The sequence below is a fragment of the Limnothrix sp. PR1529 genome (genome assembly GCF_002742025.1).
In the GTDB taxonomy this organism is placed as follows: domain Bacteria; phylum Cyanobacteriota; class Cyanobacteriia; order CACIAM-69d; family CACIAM-69d; genus CACIAM-69d.
Map to the genome: position 1 here is coordinate 71,364 of NZ_LIRO01000126.1, position 21,139 is coordinate 92,502.

Annotated in this window: 16 protein-coding genes; 1 reads left to right on the forward strand and 15 read right to left on the reverse strand. The window is 57.8% G+C overall.

Going from position 1 to position 21,139, the window contains the following annotated elements:
- Positions 1-61 precede the first annotated feature (61 nt).
- The 7 genes from AMR42_RS17765 to AMR42_RS17795 form a co-directional block, all read right to left on the reverse strand.
- Positions 62-2,149, reverse strand: coding sequence for a thioredoxin domain-containing protein (locus AMR42_RS17765; RefSeq protein WP_099534983.1), 2,088 nt, complete (start codon positions 2,147-2,149; stop codon positions 62-64).
- Between the two features lie 4 nt (positions 2,150-2,153).
- Positions 2,154-3,023, reverse strand: coding sequence for a hypothetical protein (locus tag AMR42_RS17770; RefSeq protein ID WP_099534984.1), 870 nt, complete (start codon positions 3,021-3,023; stop codon positions 2,154-2,156).
- A 13-nt stretch (positions 3,024-3,036) separates the two neighbouring features.
- Complete coding sequence (secG, locus tag AMR42_RS17775) at positions 3,037-3,267, reverse strand: preprotein translocase subunit SecG (RefSeq protein ID WP_099534985.1); 231 nt, start codon at positions 3,265-3,267, stop codon at positions 3,037-3,039.
- A gap of 80 nt (positions 3,268-3,347) precedes the next feature.
- On the reverse strand, positions 3,348-4,946 hold the full coding sequence (gene gpmI / locus AMR42_RS17780) for a 2,3-bisphosphoglycerate-independent phosphoglycerate mutase (protein ID WP_099534986.1): 1,599 nt from the start codon (positions 4,944-4,946) through the stop codon (positions 3,348-3,350).
- Positions 4,947-5,053: 107 nt separating this feature from the next.
- On the reverse strand, positions 5,054-6,784 hold the full coding sequence (locus tag AMR42_RS17785) for an ATP-binding cassette domain-containing protein (RefSeq protein ID WP_099534987.1): 1,731 nt from the start codon (positions 6,782-6,784) through the stop codon (positions 5,054-5,056).
- A gap of 705 nt (positions 6,785-7,489) precedes the next feature.
- Positions 7,490-9,070 carry a phosphoglycerate dehydrogenase gene (serA, locus tag AMR42_RS17790; RefSeq protein WP_099534988.1) on the reverse strand — a complete coding sequence of 527 codons (1,581 nt, stop codon included), beginning with the start codon at positions 9,068-9,070 and terminating at the stop codon, positions 7,490-7,492.
- A 220-nt stretch (positions 9,071-9,290) separates the two neighbouring features.
- Positions 9,291-10,691 (reverse strand): aldehyde dehydrogenase family protein, encoded by a 1,401-nt coding sequence (locus AMR42_RS17795; RefSeq protein ID WP_099535005.1) that lies wholly within the window; start codon positions 10,689-10,691, stop codon positions 9,291-9,293.
- 137 nt (positions 10,692-10,828) lie between these two features.
- On the opposite strand from AMR42_RS17795, the gene AMR42_RS17800 reads away from it, so the two are divergent.
- Complete coding sequence (locus tag AMR42_RS17800; protein ID WP_099535006.1) at positions 10,829-12,217, forward strand: FGGY-family carbohydrate kinase; 1,389 nt, start codon at positions 10,829-10,831, stop codon at positions 12,215-12,217.
- Between the two features lie 36 nt (positions 12,218-12,253).
- Here AMR42_RS17800 and AMR42_RS17805 read toward each other — a convergent pair whose 3' ends face one another.
- The 8 genes from AMR42_RS17805 to AMR42_RS17840 all read right to left on the reverse strand — a co-directional run bounded on the left by AMR42_RS17805 (position 12,254) and on the right by AMR42_RS17840 (position 20,673).
- A complete protein-coding gene (locus AMR42_RS17805) occupies positions 12,254-13,687 on the reverse strand; it encodes a cytochrome P450 (RefSeq protein WP_099534989.1) in 1,434 nt (477 codons plus the stop codon).
- Positions 13,688-13,829: 142 nt separating this feature from the next.
- A complete protein-coding gene (locus AMR42_RS17810; protein WP_099535007.1) occupies positions 13,830-14,822 on the reverse strand; it encodes a methyltransferase domain-containing protein in 993 nt (330 codons plus the stop codon).
- Positions 14,823-14,909: 87 nt separating this feature from the next.
- Positions 14,910-15,593, reverse strand: a complete 684-nt coding sequence (locus tag AMR42_RS17815; RefSeq protein WP_099534990.1) for a class I SAM-dependent methyltransferase — start codon at positions 15,591-15,593, stop codon at positions 14,910-14,912.
- Positions 15,594-15,794: 201 nt separating this feature from the next.
- Entirely contained in the window at positions 15,795-16,712 is a 918-nt protein-coding gene (locus AMR42_RS17820; protein WP_099534991.1) for a TIGR01777 family oxidoreductase, read from the reverse strand.
- Positions 16,713-16,954: 242 nt separating this feature from the next.
- Positions 16,955-17,350, reverse strand: a complete 396-nt coding sequence (gene psb28, locus AMR42_RS17825; RefSeq protein ID WP_099534992.1) for a photosystem II reaction center protein Psb28 — start codon at positions 17,348-17,350, stop codon at positions 16,955-16,957.
- A 106-nt stretch (positions 17,351-17,456) separates the two neighbouring features.
- A complete protein-coding gene (locus AMR42_RS17830) occupies positions 17,457-18,461 on the reverse strand; it encodes an acetyl-CoA carboxylase carboxyltransferase subunit alpha (RefSeq protein ID WP_099534993.1) in 1,005 nt (334 codons plus the stop codon).
- 97 nt (positions 18,462-18,558) lie between these two features.
- A complete protein-coding gene (locus tag AMR42_RS17835; protein WP_099535008.1) occupies positions 18,559-19,590 on the reverse strand; it encodes a long-chain acyl-[acyl-carrier-protein] reductase in 1,032 nt (343 codons plus the stop codon).
- 381 nt (positions 19,591-19,971) lie between these two features.
- On the reverse strand, positions 19,972-20,673 hold the full coding sequence (locus tag AMR42_RS17840) for an aldehyde oxygenase (deformylating) (protein ID WP_099534994.1): 702 nt from the start codon (positions 20,671-20,673) through the stop codon (positions 19,972-19,974).
- Between the last annotated feature and the right edge of the window lie 466 nt (positions 20,674-21,139).

Here is a 21,139-nt window from a genome sequence, read left to right on the forward strand (position 1 = left end):
GCTGATTCGATCGCTTGTAGGAGCACTGGGGCATCTCTGGCCGGGATTAACCGCCACAAGCCTACCCCTGGCATTGCTTCAGCAAAGACCAGAGTTGAGCTTGATCCGTGGCGGCAGGCAGACAGGTTAGCCCTTTGCAAACCAGGGCGATCGCCCCTTGCGGTAATTGCTGATCCAGCCGCAAAACCGTAGTGGGCAAATATTGCTGGGCCAAGAGGGCCAGGGTTTCCGCCTTGGCCCGCACCAGCACGGGCCGCTGGAACTGATCCAAGGCTGCCAGCAAGCTGGGACAAGCGCGGGGGTGCTCGTCTAAGAAACGATGGAAACTGCGGAAGCCCTGTTCAGCGCGATCGAGATAGGTCAAATTTTCCGTGAGCAAGGCCAGGCGTACCAAGTTGCCCAGGGCTGTGCCGTTGGCGGCGGGGGTGGCGTTGTCGATGATGCTTCGCTCGCGAATGATTAAATCCGGGCGATCGTCCGCGTTGAAATATCCGCCATGATCGGCATCCCAGAGGTGCTGATCAAATTCCGCCTGAAGTTGGGTCGCTAAGGCTAGCCACTGATCCGCCTCTGAGGGAGCAATTTGCCCCGTGGCGATCAGGGCCGTTGCGGCCTGGTGCAGTTCCAGCAGGCTGCGGATTACTTCGGCGTAGTCTTCTGCTTGGGCCCCGATCGCCGGTTGTCCGTCGTAGTTCAGCCGATAGAAGCGATCGCCCGCACCGTGGTGAGTTTGCAAAAAGTGGGCTGCTCCGGCAGCTAACTGGTAGGCGGGCAAGTCTTGAAACACGGCGGCCGCCCGGGCCAACCCGGCAATCATCAGACCATTCCAAGCGGCGATCGCTTTGGTGTCGGTGACAGCGGGAATGCGGCCGGGCCAAGCGACGGTTTTGGCCTCGGTGGCGTTGCGGGCGGGTGGAAATTGGGCCAACTGGGCGCGGGGTTGGCCGTAACGCACCGTGAACAGGCGATCGAGCGCCTCTGTCACCCCATCCGGCAAAGTCCCGCCCGATCGCCGCTGCAACACATTCACACCTTCAAAGTTGCCCGGCACGGAAACCGTGAACTGTTCCACCAATGCCGAGAGGGCTTCTGGTTCCAACAAAGATTCCAGCTCATCCCAGCCCCAAACGTAAAATGCACCTTCTTCCGGTTCCGCCGCTGCGGGATCGGTGAAGCTGTCGGCATCTTGGGCCGCATAGAAGCCGCCATCGGGATTGGTCATTTCACGGCGGAGCCAGTTGATCGCTCCGAAAATGCCCGATCGCAGGGAGGGATCCTGGGCCCCCGCACTCCACAGATTCGCCAAAAACTCCACGATTTGCCCATTGTCGTAGAGCATTTTTTCAAAATGGGGCACAGTCCAGGTGGGATCAACGGTGTAGCGATGAAAGCCGCCACCCACATGGTCGTTGATGCCGCCCAGGACCAGGGCCACCCCCCGTTGCAAACTGGGGCGCAGGGCTTCTGGAATTTGGTCGCTCCAAGGCTCGGGACTGGTGACCCGATAGCCCCGCAACACAAAATCCGCATAGGGAATCATTGGAAACCGATTGCTCGATCGCCCTTCGGCCAAAACCGCTGCATTTTCCTGCCAACCTTGCTCAACCAGGGTGCGATCGAACAAGTTGGCCCCCGCGGCCAAATCCACCGTTGGTTGCAGAGCCGCCAGAATTTGCCCCTTAATTTGGGCCACTTGCTCCGGCTGTTGGTCGTAGTGATCGCGCAGCGCTTGCAACAATTGCAAAAATCCTGGCCGGCCATAGCGCGGCTCCACCGGAAAATAGGTTCCCCCATAAAACGGCACTAAATCGTAGGGATCCAGCCAAATATTCAACGGCCAGCCCCCTTGGGTAATCATCATTTGCAGCGCTTGCATATAGATGCTGTCGATGTCGGGGCGCTCTTCCCGATCGACCTTAATGGGCAAGAAATTCGCATTCAGGTAATCCGCGATCGCCGGATCTGAAAAGGCTTCACCCTCCATCACCGTGCACCAATGGCAACTGGAATAGCCAATGGACAAAAAAATCGGTTTATTTTCCTGTTTCGCTTGGGCAAGGGCTTCCTCACACCAAGGCCACCAGTCGATCGGGTTGTGGGCGTGTTTTTGGAGATAAAGACTTTGACTTTGGATCAGACGATTAGGCATGGTTTTAATTGGGAATTTGATAGGAATTTAGAGACCAACCGAGGCGTGTTGGTTGTTCATAAACTTTGACCAAGGTGTTCAGATCCCGATCGGAAATGGGGGGCGGATTGGCCACGGCGGCGGCATAAAGCGCGTCTTGGGGATTAGGACTGTGGCCCCAAATTCCCAGGGCATGGCCCAACTCATGGCGAGCCGTGCCCAACAGTTGAGCAAACGCGCGATCGCCCCGCAACAGCATCGTAAATCGGTGGGCCAGTCGGGGGCGATCGCCCCGTAGATCCCAATAGAACTCATAGGTGGTGCGGGCGTTGGCGGCTCGGGGCAAACCGGCCGCATTGCGCAGGGTGGGATTGCCCAGGGCGATGGTGATGTCGGCCGGGGTTGAATCCCCAGCGTCCAGCAGTTGCAGCGATAGATAGGGTTGCCAATCGGCGATCGCCTGGGTCACGGCCTTGCGCCAAGCTGCCGCGCGGGGCGGTGTGGGGGCAAGGGCAACGGTGATCGGAAACTGCGACCAGATTAGGTGACCCACGATCGAGGGTTCAATTTGGTCGAAGTAATCTGAGCCAAAGGAATCTGGGTCGAAGTCATCCCCGGCCCCGTTACGCGGCGAAACAAGTCCTGATTGGGCCGCCGGGCGATCGCGCCACTGTTGCAAACAGGTTGGCAACGGGTGTACCTGGGGCGGTGGTAGTTGGGAGAGCAGGGCCGGCAGTGGTTCCGTTGCTTGGGCGAGCGAATCACCCCCTCGATCGGCTAGCCCCGAAATTCCCAGACCACTCCAGACCCAACCGCCCAAAACACAGCAGAGCGCGATCGCCCCATAGACCATCGCGCTCTGCCATCGTTGTCGGTTGCGGGACACCCCACCCATTGGGCGATCGCCCCTAACCCTTCAGCCAGCCGGCACTCAGCACCACCGCCAAACCCATGAACACCAAAGCCAGCGTCCAGGTAATGCGATTTAGCGTGGCTTCCGCGCTCTTGGTGCTCGAAAACAGTTGAGCTTGGCCGCCAATGCCGCCGAGACCGTCACCCTTGGGGCTGTGCAACAGCACAAACACCACCAAACCGAGGGCAGACAGGGCCCAGATTATTTCCAAAATCGTGGTCAACATAGGAAACGCAGGATTGTACCCAGCAATAGCGGAATCAACATTTTACGGCCGGATGGAGACCCCCAGCGGCCCCCGTGGGTCTAAACGCCTACCGTGACCGGCGTGCGATTCAACTTGGCTTCATAGGCCGCCGGAGCCACGATCGACTTGCCCGTCATTTCAGAGGGCTGGGGCAAATTCAGCAATTGCAGAATCGTCGGCGCAATATCCGCCAAGCAACCATCATCCCGCAACTGAACATCGCAGCCATGGCCGACCACCTTTCGGCGCTCTCCTTCCACCACGATGAATGGGACACGGTTGGTGGTGTGGGCCGTCCAGGGATTACCCGCCTCATCGAACATGTATTCCGCATTCCCGTGGTCAGCGGTGATCAGCACCGTGCCGCCCACCTTGGAAACCGCCGTTAACACCCGGCCCAAACAGCGATCGACCGTTTCAATGGCCTGAATGGCCGCTTCCATCTGTCCGGTGTGGCCCACCATGTCCGGATTGGCATAGTTCACCACCACCAAGGAGTAGACCTCCTTTTGGATGGCGGAAACCACCGCATCGGTTACCGCGTCCGCAGACATGGCCGGCGCGCGATCGTAAGTTGGCACCATCGGACTCGGGATCAGCACCCGATCTTCCCCTTCAAAGGGATCTTCCAAACCACCATTGAAGAAGTAGGTGACATGGGCATATTTTTCCGTTTCGGCGGCTCGAAACTGGCGAAGGCGATGATTCGCCAACACCTCACCCAAAATGTTTTTCAGATCCTGCGGCGCAAAGGCCACGGCTACGGGTAGCTCGGGATCATATTGGGTGAAGGTGACGAAATGGATCGGTTGCACCAGTTCGCGCTCAAACCCATCAAACTGAGGATCCATGAACGCTTGGGTGAGCTGCCGCGCCCGATCGGGACGGAAATTGAAGAAAATTACGCCGTCTTGGGCCGCCACGGCCCCCGGAGCCACCCGCACCGGCAGAATGAACTCATCAAAAACCTTTTCCGCGTAGGAGTCCTGAAGGATCTGCACGGGCGATCGCCCATCCACTTCACCCTCCGTGGCCATCACCTGGTAGGCCTTTTGCACCCGATCCCAGCGGCGATCGCGATCCATCGCGTAGTAGCGCCCGGAAACCGTCGTGATTTGACCCACCCCCGCGTCATCAATCAGCCCTTGCAGTCGAGTCAGGAACTCAATGCCACTGTTGGGCTGGGTGTCGCGACCATCGGTGATGGCGTGGATACAGACTTCCGTGATTCCCTGTTGCGTTGCCAGCTTCAGCAACCCGGCCACATGATCCAAATGAGAATGCACACCCCCATCGGAACAAAGGCCAATCAGATGGAGCTTGCCGCCACTGGCTTTAACCTGCTGACAGGTGGCGACCAGGGCAGGATTGCTCAAAATTGAATCGTCTTCAACGGCATCGGAAATGCGAACCAACTCTTGGGGCACAATCCGACCCGCACCAATGTTCAGGTGGCCCACTTCAGAGTTACCCATTTGCCCCTCGGGCAGTCCAACCGCCTTACCTGATGTGCGGATCAGTGTGTGGGGATAGGCTGCCCAAAGGCTATCAACGATCGGGGTTTTCGCTTCGGCAATCGCATTACCGTTGCGATCTTCGCGGTAGCCCCAGCCGTCAAGAATGATCAGCACGACAGGGGAGACAGTTGACTCCACCATACTCTGATTGCTCTTCATATTTGCTTAATTTTCCCGCCATAATAGCACCGAGATTTAACCTATAAGCCTGGGATGGTTTGTGGCGCATCCCAGACGTTACAAGGTATTTACAAACCGGTGTTTGCTTTTTTCGCGTCCTGCTTGGCCCGTTGCTTTTCGCGCTCTTTCTCGCGCTTGGCGGCCGCTTTGTCCGCCTTCTCTTGGGCAATGGCTGCCAACTTTGCTTGCTCTTGTTCCTCGGCAATCTTGTCGAGATAGTAGCGATAGTTGCCCTGATAAACGCGCAGTTCGCCTTCACGAACTTCCACAATTTTGTTGGCAACTTGCGAAATAAAGTATCGATCGTGCGACACGATCAAGGCAGTGCCATCGAATTGCGTCAGGGCTGATTCGAGGGTTTCTTTTGCAGGAATGTCCAAGTGGTTGGTTGGCTCGTCCAAAATCAGCAGATTAACGGGCTGAACGAGCATTTTGGCGAGGGCTAAACGCGCCTTTTCGCCCCCACTCAAGGATTCAACTTTCTTGAGAACCGCTTCGCCACTGAACAGGAAACGGCCCAAGAGGCTGCGCACCTCTTCCTCTTTCCAGTCTGGGGCTTCGTCCCGCAGGGTGTCAATGACGGTTTTGTGTAAATCCAGGGCTTCGGCTTGGTTTTGCTCAAAATACCCGGGGATCACGTTGTGTTGACCAATTTGGGCGGTTCCCTCGGTGGGGGCTTCCCGACCCATGATCATGCGCAACAGGGTGGATTTACCGCAACCATTGGGCCCAAGGAAGGCGATCCGATCGCCCCGTTCCACGGTCAAGTTCGCACCCAGGAACAGGATCTTATCGGCCCAAGCGTGGGTCAGGTCTTCAATTTTGACCACCTCGCGACCGCTGCGCGGGGCGGGCGGAAACCGAAATCGCAGGGTGCGCACATCGGCCACGGGAGCTTCGAGGCGCTCCACTTTTTCCAGTTGTTTTTCGCGGCTCTTGGCTTGGGTGCTGCGGGTGGCGCTGGCCCGGAACCGATCGACAAAGGCCTGTTGCTTGTCTAGTTCCTTTTGCTGGCGATCGTAGGCCGCCTGGAGGGCGCTGCGATTTTCTTCTTTTTGGGCCAGGTATTGGGAATAGTTACCCAAGTAGGTGGTGGACACACCGCGCTCGGTTTCCACAATTGTGGTGCAGAGTCGATCGAGAAATTCTCGGTCATGGGAAATCAGCACCAGCGGTTTGCCCAGTTGCTTCAGGTAGCCTTCTAGCCACTCGATCGACTCGAGATCCAAGTGGTTGGTCGGCTCGTCCAACAGCAACAGATCCGGCTCTTGCAGCATCACCTTGCCCAAGCAGATCCGCATTTGCCAGCCGCCACTGAAGGAGCTGACCAGCCGATCGCCATCGTCCGGCTCAAACCCCAACTCCGGCAACAGGCGATCGACCCGGGCTTCTAACCCATAGCCATCCAGGGCTTCAAACCGGCGTTGTAGGTGGTCGAGATCGCGCAGCAACGCTTCTAGGCGATCGGGATCCGCCGCGCCCATCTCGTTTTGCACCTGGTGCATTTGATCCTGCACCTCGCAAGCTTCCGTGAAAGCCGAGAACAGTTCTTCGCGCACCGTGCGGCAAGGATCCACATCAAACTCTTGGTTGAGATAACCAATGCGCAAATCAGCCGGGCGAATAATTTGCCCGGCCGTTGGCTCAATCTCACCCATGATGATTTTGAGTTGGGTGGATTTACCTGCCCCATTCACACCAACCAACCCAACCCGATCGCCGGGCTTGACCTCCCAGCTCACATCCCGCAGGACTTGGCCCGTTGGGTAAATTTTTTGGATGCGTTCCAAACGCAGCACGTTTGCCTCCCGGTTTCAGGTTTGCTGGTCGTTAACGTGGTTGAACTGGTTGAGCTTCAAACTGAAGGGAATCTTAGACCAATGCACGAAAGCGTAAAAGCCTTGAGCGTGAAACTCCCTTCGGTAGTGGTTCCGGCTTGAGGCTCATACCACAGTGAAATGATTGGGATCGATCGGGCGATCGAAGCCAAATGGGTATAGGACAGCTTGCCAACGTTATGGATCGCGCTTAATCGGTTATCCGGTTTTGCCGTTGCTCCGACCAATTGCCGACCCCTTTTAGGTTTTATCCAGCTAGACTCAGCCAGACTCGGTGAGCAGCATCAATAAAGATGCGACCAGCAAACTGTTGTCTTTGTAACAAAACTTAGGCCGTATGGTAGCAGGGTCAGGCCCGATCGCCTAGTTTTTTTGTCAGGGAGTGACCATTAATTTTGCTCATAGGCTGACTCATGGGTTAGCCCATCGATCTACTTATCAGCCGATTTTTGTGATCAGCCGGTTTTTGCGCAAGAAAAAACCTCGAGCTGGGCCAGCCAGCAATCGAGGTTTCAATCGGGGTGCATCTACATGGAGTGGTTTTCAGCCCTCCAGTCATTAGCTCCGGATAGTTTTTCAGCAAAGAAGCCTAGGATCCGTCGTCATTGCCACCGCCGTAGGGGTTGGGTTTCCCAACCCTAATCTGAACCCTAATCTGAGCGATCGCTAAAGCACCACCGTGAAGGCATCGCGGATGCCCGGAACCTTCACAATCTCTTCGAGCAGGCCATCGGGCAGCAGATCATCAATGCTCAACACCATCACCGCATCGCCGCGCACAATCTTGCGGCCCACCTGCATACTGGCGATGTTCACATTGAAGCTCCCCAGCAGCGAACCAATTTTCCCAATGATCCCCGGCATATCCCGGTGCTTGGTCAGCAGCATGTAGCGGGTGGGGGTGACGTTAATCGGAAAATCATCAATTCCGGTGATGTGAATTTCCCCGTCACTCAGCAGGGTGGCCGTGGCCGAGTGCTCGCCCAACGAACCCACCGCCGACAGGTGCAGCGAGCCGGTGTAGTCCCGAACGGAAGAATCGCGGGTTTCAATCACCCGGATGCCCCGTTCCTTAGCTTCAATGCTGGCGTTGACGTAGTTCACCCGCTCCCGCAAAGCCTGGGATAACAAACCTTTCAGGGCTGCGATCGTGATGGGTTTGCTGTCTTTTTCTGCCAATTCCCCTTGCAGGCGCACCGTCAGGGATTCCACCCGACCGCCAGCCAGTTGGCTCACCAAAGTGCCCAGGGTTTCCGCCAACTTCAGGTAGGGCCGCAGTTGCTCCATCACATCGGGATAAAGACCCGGAATGTTCACGGCCGATCGCGCTGGCAGCCCCAACAGCACATCGCGGATTTGCTCCGCCACGTCGATCGCCACGTTCACCTGGGCCTCTTCGGTGGAAGCACCCAAGTGCGGAGTTAGCACCACTTCCTTGCCCAAGCCCTTGAGGGGCGAATCTCCCAACGGCTCATCCAAAAACACATCAAGGGCCGCGCCGCCAATCCGATTTTCCTTCAGGGCTTCGTAGAGCGCTTGCTCGTCGATGATGCCGCCCCGGGCACAGTTAACGATCCGCACCGTGGGCTTCATCTTCGCCAGCGCTTCAGCATTAATCAGGTTGGCCGTTTCCGGCGTTTTCGGCATGTGCAGGGTGATGAAATCCGACTCACGGAACAGCAAGTCCAAATCCACCAAGCGACAACCCAACTGCTCGGCGCGTTCCTTGGAAATGAAGGGGTCATAGGCCAGCAACTTCATGCCCATGGCCTTGGCACAGGAGGCCACATGGGAACCAATTTTGCCCAAGCCCAAAACCCCGAGCGTCTTTTTGTAAACTTCCACGCCCGTGAAGTTCTTGCGATCCCAGTTGCCGGCCTTGGTGGATTCGTTGGCGGCGGGAATGTAGCGCGACATGGACAGCATCATGGCCAGGGCGTGCTCGGCGGCGGCGATCGTGTTGCCTTCCGGCGAGTTCACAACCACAACCCCTTGGCGGGTGGCGGCGGGCACATCCACGTTATCGACTCCGACCCCAGCGCGGCCAACAATTTTCAGGCTTTGGCCGGCTTCGATCACACGGGCAGTGACGCGGGTACCCGATCGAATCATGAGCGCGTCATATTCACCGATGATTTGCACCAGCTCATCTTCGGGCAGGCCGGTGCGGACATCGACTTGGGCCACTTGCGACAGAATGTCGAGGCCGGCTTTGTCGATCGGATCGGAGACAAGTACCTTCGGCATGGGGCGAGTGTGCGGTTGGCAGATAGGAAAGGTCTAGTTCGCTGCGGGTTGACGAAGCGAGGGGTTGGCCCAAAGTTGCCAGCCAAAATCGCGACAAATCACTGAGGATCTGCGATTGGGTGATTTAGGAGCGGGTTGGGCTAACTTGCAGCCTCCTATTCTACAGGGGGTGATCACGATCACGATCGTCCCCTAGGGTTTCTTTGGGCTTAAGGAACGGTTAAGACCGCAATCGCGACAGCCAGGATAATTTGTTGTCGTCGTAGGGCGGATAGCGCATCGGAAATTCCGGCTTGGCCGATCGCCACAGGTGGCTGCGCTGATAGGAAAATAGCTCAAACCCAGCCCGGCCGTGATAGCGCCCCATGCCGCTGGCTCCCACGCCGCCGAAGGGCAAATCGGGCACGGTGGCTTGCACCAACAGATCATTCACACAAAGGGATCCCGAGGTGGTTTCCCGGCCGATCGCCCGGCTAATGGTGCGATCGCTGGCAAACACATAGCAAGCCAAGGGATGGGGTCGGGCATTGATTTGGGCGATCGCCCCGTCCAGGTGGTCATAGGCCAACACCGGCAAAATGGGCCCAAAAATCTCCTCTTGCATCACGGGATCGCTCCACTGCACCGCCGCCAACAGGGTCGGGGCCAAGTAGCGTTGCAGCGGATCCGCATCCCCGCCGATCACCACCTGGCCCGAACCGGGAATCAGCCGCAACAACCGTTCTAGGTGATAGTCATTGGCAATCCGGGCAAAATCCGGGCTGAGGCTGGGGGTGGGGCCAAAGAAGTCGGTAATGGCCGCTTGGGCCAACGCCAGAAACTCCGCTTCCCGATCGCGCGGCACCAACACATAGTCAGGAGCCAAGCAGCTTTGTCCTGCGTTGAAAAACTTGCCCCACACAATTCGCCGGGCCGCGATCGGGAAGTCGGCCGAGCGATCGAGAATGCAAGGATTTTTGCCCCCCAGTTCCAGGGTGACCGGTGTGAGTCGCTGGGCTGCGTAGGCCATCACCACCTTGGCCACCGTGGGGCCACCCGTATAGAAAATATGGTCGAAGGGTTCTTCCAACAGGGCTTGGCTGACCTGAATTCCCCCTTCCGCCACCGCCACGTACATCGGGTCAAAGGCCCGACGAATTAAATCCGCGATCGCCCGGGAGCTTTGGGGGGCAACCTCTGAGGGCTTAATCACTGCGCAGTTGCCCGCTGCGATCGCCCCCACCAGCGGCCCCAAGGTCAACTGCACCGGATAATTCCAGGCCCCCATAATCAACACCACACCCAACGGCTCCCGCTGCACCTTGGCTCGACCGGGCCAGAGGGTGACGGGCAACCCGACCGATCGGGGCTTAGTCCAACTCCGCAGATGTTTGAGGGCGTGGTCAATTTCCAGCAGGCAAAATTCCAACTCCGCCAGCACCGCTTCAAAGGGAGGTTTGCCCAAATCCACCTGCAAGGCCCGCAGGAGCTGATCCTGTTGTTCTTCAATGGCCCGGCGCAGATCCTGAAGCCGCCGCAGCCGATAATCCACATCGCGGGTGTAGCCCAACTTAAAAAAGTCGTGCTGGGTTTTCACCAGTTCCTGGGGCGAGGTGGCAGAAGTCGCGATCGGCTGGGGCATAGGGGCAAAATCGGGCAAAGGCAGCAATCAAGCTTCAACGTTAACCATTGATTCAACGACAAGCAATTACGAGCAATTTGCAATCTTAGTTTGCAAGTTAATTGGCAATTGACTAACTAGCGATATGGGCAGGAATGATGGGTCAGGATTGGGGCCTTGATGAACAATGGGCTAATCAGTTGGCCATGGGCATTGACTTTGGAACCTCCGGGGCCCGAGCCATGGTGGTCGATCGACAGGGAGCCGTGGTGGCCCAAGCGCAGGTAAGCGCATCGGGGACGGGATCGGGGAGTGCAGCGGATTGGCTGGCGCAATTGACGGCGCTGCTGGCGGATTTGCCCCGATCGGTGCGGCAACAAACGGGGGCGATCGCCATCAATGGCACTTCGGGAACCGTGCTGCTGTGCGATCGCCAGGGCCATCCCCTGACCGCTCCTCTTGCTTACGATGACGATCGGGGCCAATCTGTTTTGCCCCAAATTGCCGCGATCGCCCCGGCAGATCACGTCACCCACAGCGCCACCTCCAGCCTAGCCAAGCTGCTGTGGTGGCGGGCCACAGAATATGGCGGTCAGTGGCCCACGGTGGATCCGCCCCAATTGCTCCATCAAGCGGATTGGCTCGGGGCCCAACTGCACGGTCAATTTGGCATCACGGACTATCACAACGCGCTGAAGTTGGGGGGCGACCCGATCCGCCAAACCTATCCCCAATGGTTGCGCCGTTTGGATATTGGGCCATCGCTGCCCAAGATTGCACAACCGGGCCAGGCGATCGGAACCATTTTGCCCCTGTGGGTCGATCGCTGGAATTTCCCGATCGATTGCCAAATTTGCACCGGCACTACCGATAGCATTGCCGCATTTTTGGCCAGCGGAGTCCAGGAACCCGGCCAGGCGGTCACGTCCTTGGGGTCTACCCTGGCGATTAAATTACTGAGCGAGCAGCCCGTGGCCGATCGCGCCCATGGGGTCTATAGCCACTTTTTGGGACGATCGTTAATGGCCCGCTTGGCCATGGCCCCCTTGGCCCCTGGAGGTGGCGACGCGACTGTTAACCCCCCCTTGGTCGATCGCTGGTTGGTGGGTGGGGCTTCCAATGCCGGCGGCCGGGTGTTGCGGCACTTTTTTTCTGACCAAGAGTTACAACGGCTCACTGCCCAAATTGATCCCCAGCAGCCCAGCCCCCTCGACTATTACCCCCTGCTGGAACCGGGCGATCGCTTCCCCATTTGTGATCCCCATTTGCCACCGCGCCTCACGCCTCGACCGGCGGATCCCGCCGCCTTTTTGCAAGGCATTTTGGAGGGTTTAGCCCGGATTGAGGCCCAAGGCTATCAGTTACTTCAGCAATTGGGAGCCAGCCCGCTGCAATCGGTGCAGACGGCCGGCGGTGGGGCAAAAAATGATGTATGGACGGCCATTCGATCGCGTCATTTGGGTTGTCCCGTGCGATCGGCAAAGCAGACGGAGGCGGCCTATGGCACGGCCTGGCTGGCTTGGGCCGGTTTGCTTGGGCCGACTTGATCGCGGCCCCATCATTCACCGCCCGATCGATCAGCCCTAGACCACCGTTTGGGGCTTGGGCACTGGGGCAGGAGCCACCCGATCGCGCCGGGTCATCCGCAATCGCAGCGGCCCATCAGGCCCCACGGTCACCCCTCGGCGGGCCGGGCGGGGAGGCAACACCCCGGCATAGGCCACCGACCAGTCCATCAGCAGCGTTGCCAACACCAGCTTCATTTCAAACTGGGCAAAGGCCATGCCAATGCAGCTTCGGCTACCGCCGCCAAAGGTCAAAAATTCCGAATTGCTGAACGATCGCTCCAAAAATCGTTCGGGTTGGAACTGGGTTGGGTTGGGATACAAATCCGGCCGACGATGAGCGCTGTAAATGTTGGGCGAGACAATGGCCCCGGCGGGATAGTCATAGCGCCCGATCGTCGTGGGCTTCAGCAAGCGGCGCGGACTGCCAATCAGGGCCACGGGATACAGGCGTAAGGTTTCCTGGCAAAAAGCGTTCAGGTAGGGCAGTTTGGCGATCGCCATTGGTTCCGGATCCGGCCCGAGTTCGGCAATTTCCGCCCGGATTCGATCGCCCATGGCCGGAAACTGCGTCACCCACCACAGGGCCCAAGCCAAGGACGTGGCGGTGGTTTCATGGCCGGCCAGCAGCAGGGTCATTAATTCGTCGCGAATTTCCTCATCGCTCATGGGCTGGCCCGCTTCATCGCGAGCCGCCAACAACAAACTCAAAATATCGGTGCGATCGCTCGGCCCCCGATTGGTGGCTGGGTTCGGTTGAGCAGCGTCCTGTTGAGCTTGGACTTGCTCAGCGCGGCGATCGGCAATTTCCCCATAGAGCAAGACATCAAGCTGATTCCGCAACTTCAGAAAATAGCCCCAAGGACTCCAGGGCCCCCAATCCCGCTGCAAGGACGGCAAAAACAACAGGCTAGAAGTGAAGGGAGATCCCAGCAGGTCTAGAATTTTGGCTGCCAAAACTTGGATTTGGCCATAGCGATCGCCATCCACCAGCCCAAACACCGCTTTCAGGATGGTTTTCAGCGTAATGACTTGGGTTACCTTGCGCCCAGCAATGACCTGCTGCGATCCCCAATCCGCCGCCTGTTGGCGGGTTAAGTCACAAATCAACCGCCCATAGGTTGTCATGCGTTCGCCATGGAACGGCGGTAACAGCAACTTGCGATGGCGACGGTGGGGATTACCATCCAACAACAGCAGGGAATTGAGACCCACCAGCGGCTCCAGCAGATAATTCATGGAACCGCTTTCGATGTGGTTGGGATCTAGAGAAAACACATCCGCGATCGCCTCTGGATCCGCCACAAGGGTCATGCGCAACCCGGTGACCAGTCCCAGGGAAAACGTTGACCCCCATCGATCGGTGCATTGATCCAGAAAAGTCAGCGGATCAAATAGCCAGCGAAACAGTTGCCACCCGGCGGGACTCGGCACAGGATTGGGAAAAAGCATGACTTGCGAGGAACGTCAGATTGGGCGATCGATTGGGGCGATCGATTTGAGTGATCAACTTGGGCGATCGATTGGGGCGATCAACTTGAGCGATCGACTGGGGCGATCAACTTGGGCGATCGACTTGAGCGAGCCTTTTGCCTTAACGAGCGGTGGCAGTCGTGGCCGGTTGAGCCGAAACCGGAGCCGCCGCCCGCACTGCTCGGAACATGCCAAACCGACAAAGCCCGGCCCCAAAGGCCAAACGCATCAGCAGCAAGGTGGGCACTTCCCGCAAAGACTTCACCAGGCCCGGAATGCCGAACTTGATCAGGCCGGCGGGTCTGGCTACCCCTTGCCAGATGGAGTCAAGCCAAGAGGGCAAGGTTTCAGGAGTCCAATCAGCCGTCATCACATCGCCATCCGTGAGGCCCGTGGCGGCCAGGTCTTCGGCAAAGCCTTCAATGCTGGCGAAGGCCGGGTGGGCCCATTGCTCCAGCAGTTGTTTCATGACGGGGCGCTCCCAGCCGTTGAGGGGTACTTGTCGATCGTCCCGCTGGTTCCAGTCAGCCACCACCAGAATTCCGCCGGGTTTGAGCACTCGCAGCAGTTCCTTGGCGAAAACGGCCTTGTCGGGCATGTGGGGCCCCGCTTCGATCGACCAAACCACATCAAAGCTGGCATCGGGAAACGACAGGGCCATGGCATCATCCACCGCGAATTGCGCTGTCACATCCGGCGGGGTCAAGGATTGGGCCCGGGCCACCTGCTGGGGACTGATCGTAATGCCTGTGACCTGGAAACCATAGTCCTTGGCCAGAATGCGACTGCTGCCGCCAATGCCACAGCCCACATCCAGCAGGGTTGTGCCGGTTGGCAGGCGATCGAGCTGGCCCCAACGCACCATTTCATGGACAAAATCCGCTTTGGCCGCCAAAAAGTCCTTGCGGCGCGGGGGAGAGCCATAGTGACCCAAATGGATATGCTCACCCCAATAGAATTCCAAAATGCCGTCTGTGGTCCACTCGTCATAGGCGTTGGCGACGGAGTTGGCGGATTGGTACTTCCGAGGAGACCACAGATACAACGCCAGACCCAAAAGGGGCAAACCAACGAACAGGCCAAGGGCGATCGGGAGGGATAGGGGCAGGGTCATGGCAAAGGCAACCAAGCGGTCATGAAGCAATGGACAGGATCTATCGAGTTGGGCTGTTGATTAACCCCTCCAAGGGGCGGCCCATGTCTAGCTTGCCAGATTTGGGCAGGGACGGCGGCGAGCGAGGGTCATCCCATCCCCGATCGGGACGAGGCTTAGATCCACCCGAGGGTCTTGGTGCAACCGAGCGTTGAATTCGCGAATCGCTTCCGTGTTGTTTTCCTGGTTGTTGGGATCGACCACGCGCCCGGCCCACAGCACATTGTCAATGGCGATCAGGCCGCCGGGTCGCACTAGGGCCAGGCAGCGATCGAGATAATTGGGGTAATTTTTCTTGTCCGCGTCAATGAAGGCGAAATCGAAGCAATCTGCCTGACCGTCCGCCAGCAATTGATCGAGCGTCTCGAGGGCCGGCGCAATTCGCAGATCGATTTTGTGGGCAACGCCGGCCCGCTGCCAAAATTCCTGGGCGATCGCGGTGTCGTTGGCGCTCACATCGCAGGCCACAATCCGCCCCCGATCGGGCATGGCCAAGGCGACCGAAAGGGTGCTGTAGCCCGTGAAGGTTCCCACTTCGATCGCCCGCTCAGCCCCAATCAGTTGAACCAACAGGGCCATGAACTGACCCTGTTCCGGCGCAATTTGCATTTGGGCGGCGGGGTGGCGAGCGGTTACCTGCCGCAGTTCCTGCAAAATTGGCGCTTCCCGCAGGGACACGGCCAACAGATAGTCATAGAGGCGATCGCTCAGATCCAGCGTGCGAGGAGACATGGCAGAGGGGGGCGGGCGAGATGACGGATGCCAAAGATATTAATGCTGACAATAGGGCTGGCAATAGGGCTGTAACCAAAACCGGAAACAAGGTTGAAAAAGCCAGAAGTCCAAATACCGGAGACTCTGCGCCAGCAAGGAACAGGAGCCACCGGGCAGCGGGGGCATCCACCGTTTTGGCTCCCCCGGCCCCGACAAGCCCTAGACGATCGCCCGCAAGGCCGCCGACAAATCCCCATAGTCAAATTGGAAGCCCGCCTGTTGGGCCCGATCGGGCAGCACACATTGACCTTCCAACACCACCTGAGCCGCTTCCCCCAGCAATAGATCCAGCGCAAAGGCAGGCACCGGTAACCAAGAGGGGCGATTCAGCAAACTGCCCAGCACCTGGCACAGTTCCCCCATCCGCACCGGTTTGGGAGCGGTGGCGTTATAAACCCCGCTGAAGCTGGGATCCTTGAGCGATCGCTCAATCAGGTTCACCACATCCATCAAGTGAATCCAGGAAAACCACTGTTGGCCCGTGCCCAAGGGGCCGCCCGCAAAGGCCCGAAACACCGGCAGCATTTTGCCCAAAGCACCCCCATCTCCCAGCACAATGCCCGTGCGCAAAATCACCAACCGGGTTTGCTGGGCCGTGACGGCCTGGGCTTCCGCTTCCCAAGCTTGGCAAACCTGGGCCAAAAAGCCCTGGCCGGCCGAGCTGGCCTCGGTGAAGGTGGCCGTTTCGCTGGGGCCATAGAACCCGATCGCGGAGGAATTCACCAAAACGGTGGGTTTGGGATTGGCCGCCGCGATCGCCTCCACAATTCGCCGGGTTCCCAGTTGGCGACTGTCCAAAATTTCTTGCTTGCGGGCCGTGGTCCAGCGGCCTTCCGCGATCGGCGCACCGGCCAGGTTCACCACCCCATCGCACCCCGCGATCGCCTGTTGCCAATCGCCAGCGGCCGTGGGTTCATAGCCCACAATTGACAGGTTGGGAAAGGCCGATCGGGGAAAACAGCGCTCCGCCCTTGCCCGATCGCGACTGAAAAGCACCAGGGAATCCCCTTGCTGATTCAACCGCTGCACCAAGGCACGGCCAACGAAACCGGTTGCTCCAGTGATTGCAACTTTCATGGGGGACTCTTCGCCAGAAAAACGGTAGAAACGCGGGATCTGAATGGATGGATGGGCGCAACGGATCTGAGTGATTTTGGCTGAGTAGCTTTGAAGGACTCAGATCCCGAAAACACATCATCCATGCCTAAAGATCGACTCATCCTATTGTCGATCCATTGTCGATTTGTCGATCAGCCCCCATGAATTAGCCGTGAATTAGCCATTGATTCACCCACCCGATCGCCGGCCATGGCGATCGCCTAGCGCGGGGCATAGCCCATTCCATTGGCATCGGCATAGCGATTCATGAACCGCATGAACCGATCCCACTGTTCCGGGATTTCAATCCGAAATTGGCATTCAAACCGCTCAAAATCATCGCCTTCGGGCCCGCCGAAGATAAACCGCACGCTGGAAGGTTCTACCAAAATGTCACCTTCCTCGTCTCGCAGGCGCAGGCTCCCGGAAAACCGATTGGTCACGGCCCGAAAGCGCTCAATGCAGTTCAGTTGCTCAAAAACCATCATCACGATCTTTGCGCCCGTGGCGGGATCCCGTCGCAGGCTCACGTTGCTGGGATCTTCAACCACCCCATCAAAAAACTCCATAGATGGGGCGATCGCACTGTCGATCGCGCCGCTGGTCGCATCGCTCATAGATACCTCCAAGGCCCCTGCGAGACTGATCCCCACGGGAAAAATACAGGATGCTCATTTCTATGATCGGATACAGACGCTTAATTGGATCTGCCCACGGCAACGACTACGAAGCGGAGGTCGCCAGCGATTCGATCGGCCCCTCGGTGAATTGACCGATTTTGCGGAATTTCTGATAGCGGCGATCGCGCCGGGCCTGGGGCGACAGGCTCAGGAGTTGTTCCAAGGCCCGCACGATCGCCTGCTTCAGGGTTTCGGCCGTTTCCAGCGGGTTGGAGTGGGCCCCGCCCAAGGGTTCCGACAAAATTTCATCCAAAATTCCCAAATCCTTCAGATCACGCGCCGTGATCTTCAAGGCTTCGGCCGCTTGGGCCGCCTTGCCCGCATCTCGCCACAAAATTGAGGCGCAAGCTTCCGGTGAAGCCACGGTGTAGACCGAGTGCTCAAACATCATCAGCCAGTCGCCAACGCCAATTCCCAGGGCCCCGCCGGAGCCGCCTTCGCCAATGATGGTGCAAAGGATGGGCACATTGAGCCGGAACATTTCTCGCAGGTTATAGGCGATCGCCTCGCCTTGGCCCAGCCGCTCGGCATCAACCCCCGCCCAAGCACCGGGCGTGTCAATAAAGGTAATGATCGGCATTCCGAATCGATCGGCATGTTCCATCAGGCGTATGGCCTTGCGATAGCCGCCGGGGGTTGCCATGCCAAAATTCCGGGCCACATTGTCTTTGGTGTCGCGGCCTTTTTGGTGGCCCAAAATCACCACGGGCATTCCGTCCAAACTGGCCACGCCGCCCACAATCGCTGGGTCATCTCCCCCGCGCCGATCGCCGTGCAACTCCAGCCAATCATCGGTCATGGCGTTGATGTAGTCCAAGGTGCTGGGGCGGCGGGGATGGCGAGCCACTTGCAACCGCTGCACCGCCGACAAACCGCCATAGACCTCTTGGCGCAACTGGTTCGATCGCTCCTCCAACTGCTGGATTTGATCGCTCACATCCACCCCGTTCTCCTCCGCGAGGCGACGGATCCGCTCAATGCGCTCTTGCAGATCCACGAGCGGCTTTTCAAAGTCCAGATACAGAGGTTTTCGATTTGCAGTAGCCATAGGTCAAACACAGGCGCGATCGCGCAACGGTCGTGGTTGCCAACTTCAGCAGGGGCCCCGGTGGGCAACGGGGCCCCAAAGCTGGCGCATGGGGTCTTTAGCCGACAGGATCGAGCAACAAGGGTTTGAAACCGTGCTTAATCGAGGCTTCTCCAATTTGCAGCATCTTCTCGATCGTGATTTGGTTGCGGTTCCACGAAAAGTTCGTGTACCACTTCTCAAATTCCAACAGCATTGATTCTCCAAAGCAGGCAAAAATGTGGCGCTTTGGATTCACCATCCCGATCGCCCGCATGATCCGCGAGTCAATGTCCAGGGTGTGCTCCACAATACCACCGCTCAACACATGCACACCCGGCGCTTGGATTTTGGTGCCCATGTTTTTCGGATAGCCACCATCGATGATCAGGCAAGGCTTTTTCAGCATTGTCGGATCAATTTCCACCCCCTTGGGCATACTGGCCACCCAAACGATAATGTCCGCTAGGGGCAAAGATTCTTCCAAGGACAGGATTTTGCCGCGTCCCAGATCATCCCGCAGCGCTTGCAGGCGATCTTCCTGGCGTGCAATCAACAGCAAATCTTGGATATTTGTGCGGGCATTGAGCCACTGACAAACGGCGCTGCCAATATCACCCGTGGCTCCGCAAACGGCCACGGTCGCTCGGGACAGTTCCAGATTTAACCGCTTGGCCATCTCTTCCACTTGGCGGCAGATGATGTAAGCCGTGTGGGTGTTGCCGGTGGTGAAGCGAGCAAAGTCTAGCTCTACATTCCGCACCAAACGGGTTTGAGACAAATTGAAATTTTCAAACACGATCGAGGAAAAGCCCCCCAGCGCCGTCACTGACAACCCCAGCTTTTGGGCATGGGCCATCGCGTTCAGCACCTTGCGCACAGCGGTTTTCCCGCGATTGCTGGTGAGCATTTCCGGCAAAAATCCCGAGTCAATATACTGACCTTCGATTTCTTGTCCAGTGGCGCTCTTCACCCGCACGGTATCGACCGCTTGGGGCGGCGCACTGCACCAAAACTCCAAATCCCGATCGGCACATTCGGGAAGACCCAACTCGCGCGCGATTTCGTGCGTTCTTTCTAAGCTGGGGGAGTGACCGATAAGACCAAACATCTCTTTGCTAAACGGGTTGAAGGGGGATAAGGAAGCGAAGGGAACGAACAGGGAAGCGCAGGAATCCAACCCATTGCACAAGCCCATCACAGAGTGATCAAAGCAGCGGTTTGGGCCAGAATCAGCCGCTTTGGCTACTGATTTGGCCTTTTACTGGTTCTGCCCTTTTGCAAGCCCTGTCAGGACGGGCCGGGCTGGGGTGACTGCGTTCAAGAACATGACCCCGATCGCCAAATCATCACGATCGAGGTCGGAGACTGCACAGCAACAGTCTTGGAAAATCATGGCCCCAAGCTGGGCGCAAATCTACAGCGATCGGGCGGCGGGAATTGGGCTGGGGGGCCCAGCGTGAACTGGAACCCCCCAAGCCTGCCCTTCGCCTTAGGCGGCAGCGGCTGCCAAGCCGGCCGTCAGCATTCGCAGGGTTTCACGGGTGGTGAAGCCAATGTTTTGCAGCGCTTCTTGGTAGGCGATCGTGAAGTCTTCCATCAAGGCTTCCTTCTCCATACCCAGCACCAGTGCGTCAGCGGCCACTTCGTCCAACATGCGCCAGACGATCGCCAGGTTTTCGCGATTGGCACGCTCTAGCTCATCCTTAGCGCTTTCAAAGTTCGCCTTAAGCCATTGCTCGCCAAAGTTCAGGTGCAGATATTCATCCTTGACCACGTTTTCCGTGATTTTGCGAGCAAAGTCATCGGCGTGGGGGATGTAGACGTTGTAAGCCGAGATCGCAAAGGCTTCGATGATCAGCGCTTGGATCAGCAAGCAGGTGACGATGTTGCCACCGGCCGCCGCCACTTGGAAGTTGCCGTGCAAATCCGAAAAGAACTTCTTGGCGAAGTCCATGTCGGGAGTCACGTTCAGGTTTTTGCCGCAGGCGGTGAAGCCTTTTTTGTGGCGGGCCTCCATCTTGGCCAGGTCAGCCAATTCTTCGGCATGGGTGGGCATCAGCTCGGCTAGACGCACGTAGTTGCTGGCGGCTTCGTCTTCGCCCTCAATCACGATCGCATTGATGCGGCTGTAGGCATCTTTGTAGGTTTCACTTTGGTAGTCGATCGCAGCGGGTGCCTCGAGTTGCGGCATAGGTAGTTTTTCTCCTCGTGGGTAACGGTCGGAAAACGTTGACTGAGATCGGGTTGCTCATCACTGGAGGGCTGCACTGAGAGCTGCAACACCTACGCGCGGCTGCTTTCCGGCGCTGTCCCGAACAAATATTTGAAATTCTATCACCCTAGCCATAGGTTCCCAGGGGGGGAGCGCAGTCAGGATGGGGGGTAATCAGCGATTGAATTGGGCAAGTATCTGGCCCAGGGTAGGAGCCGATCGAGCCGGTCTGTGTTGATTCGGGCTGATGGCGGGCTATGGGTCAGTGCCCCTTGAATTGGTCAGGAAGCGTCCTAGAACTGAGCCTAAAGATGAGCAGAACTAACCGGAAGGAATTACTACTATCAAGAGTGTTAATGATTTTATTAATTGTGCCCGTAATTGTGCCTGAATTTCGGCGAAATTGGTCTTGATTCAGGGAAGGGCCAGAAATTTTTGCCCCTCC

Bases quoted from the DNA above. Each gene is read 5' to 3' on its own strand.
- AMR42_RS17805 (WP_099534989.1), bottom strand. From the start codon at position 13,687: ATGCTTTTTCCCAATCCTGTGCCGAGTCCCGCCGGGTGGCAACTGTTT.
- serA (WP_099534988.1), bottom strand. From the start codon at position 9,070: ATGCCGAAGGTACTTGTCTCCGATCCGATCGACAAAGCCGGCCTCGAC.
- AMR42_RS17820 (WP_099534991.1), bottom strand. From the start codon at position 16,712: ATGAAAGTTGCAATCACTGGAGCAACCGGTTTCGTTGGCCGTGCCTTG.
- AMR42_RS17770 (WP_099534984.1), bottom strand. From the start codon at position 3,023: ATGGGTGGGGTGTCCCGCAACCGACAACGATGGCAGAGCGCGATGGTC.
- AMR42_RS17835 (WP_099535008.1), bottom strand. From the start codon at position 19,590: ATGTTTGGTCTTATCGGTCACTCCCCCAGCTTAGAAAGAACGCACGAA.
- AMR42_RS17765 (WP_099534983.1), bottom strand. From the start codon at position 2,149: ATGCCTAATCGTCTGATCCAAAGTCAAAGTCTTTATCTCCAAAAACAC.
- AMR42_RS17795 (WP_099535005.1), bottom strand. From the start codon at position 10,691: ATGCCCCAGCCGATCGCGACTTCTGCCACCTCGCCCCAGGAACTGGTG.
- AMR42_RS17830 (WP_099534993.1), bottom strand. From the start codon at position 18,461: ATGGCTACTGCAAATCGAAAACCTCTGTATCTGGACTTTGAAAAGCCG.
- secG (WP_099534985.1), bottom strand. From the start codon at position 3,267: ATGTTGACCACGATTTTGGAAATAATCTGGGCCCTGTCTGCCCTCGGT.
- AMR42_RS17840 (WP_099534994.1), bottom strand. From the start codon at position 20,673: ATGCCGCAACTCGAGGCACCCGCTGCGATCGACTACCAAAGTGAAACC.
- AMR42_RS17815 (WP_099534990.1), bottom strand. From the start codon at position 15,593: ATGTCTCCTCGCACGCTGGATCTGAGCGATCGCCTCTATGACTATCTG.
- psb28 (WP_099534992.1), bottom strand. From the start codon at position 17,350: ATGAGCGATGCGACCAGCGGCGCGATCGACAGTGCGATCGCCCCATCT.
- gpmI (WP_099534986.1), bottom strand. From the start codon at position 4,946: ATGGTGGAGTCAACTGTCTCCCCTGTCGTGCTGATCATTCTTGACGGC.
- AMR42_RS17810 (WP_099535007.1), bottom strand. From the start codon at position 14,822: ATGACCCTGCCCCTATCCCTCCCGATCGCCCTTGGCCTGTTCGTTGGT.
- AMR42_RS17800 (WP_099535006.1), top strand. From the start codon at position 10,829: ATGGGTCAGGATTGGGGCCTTGATGAACAATGGGCTAATCAGTTGGCC.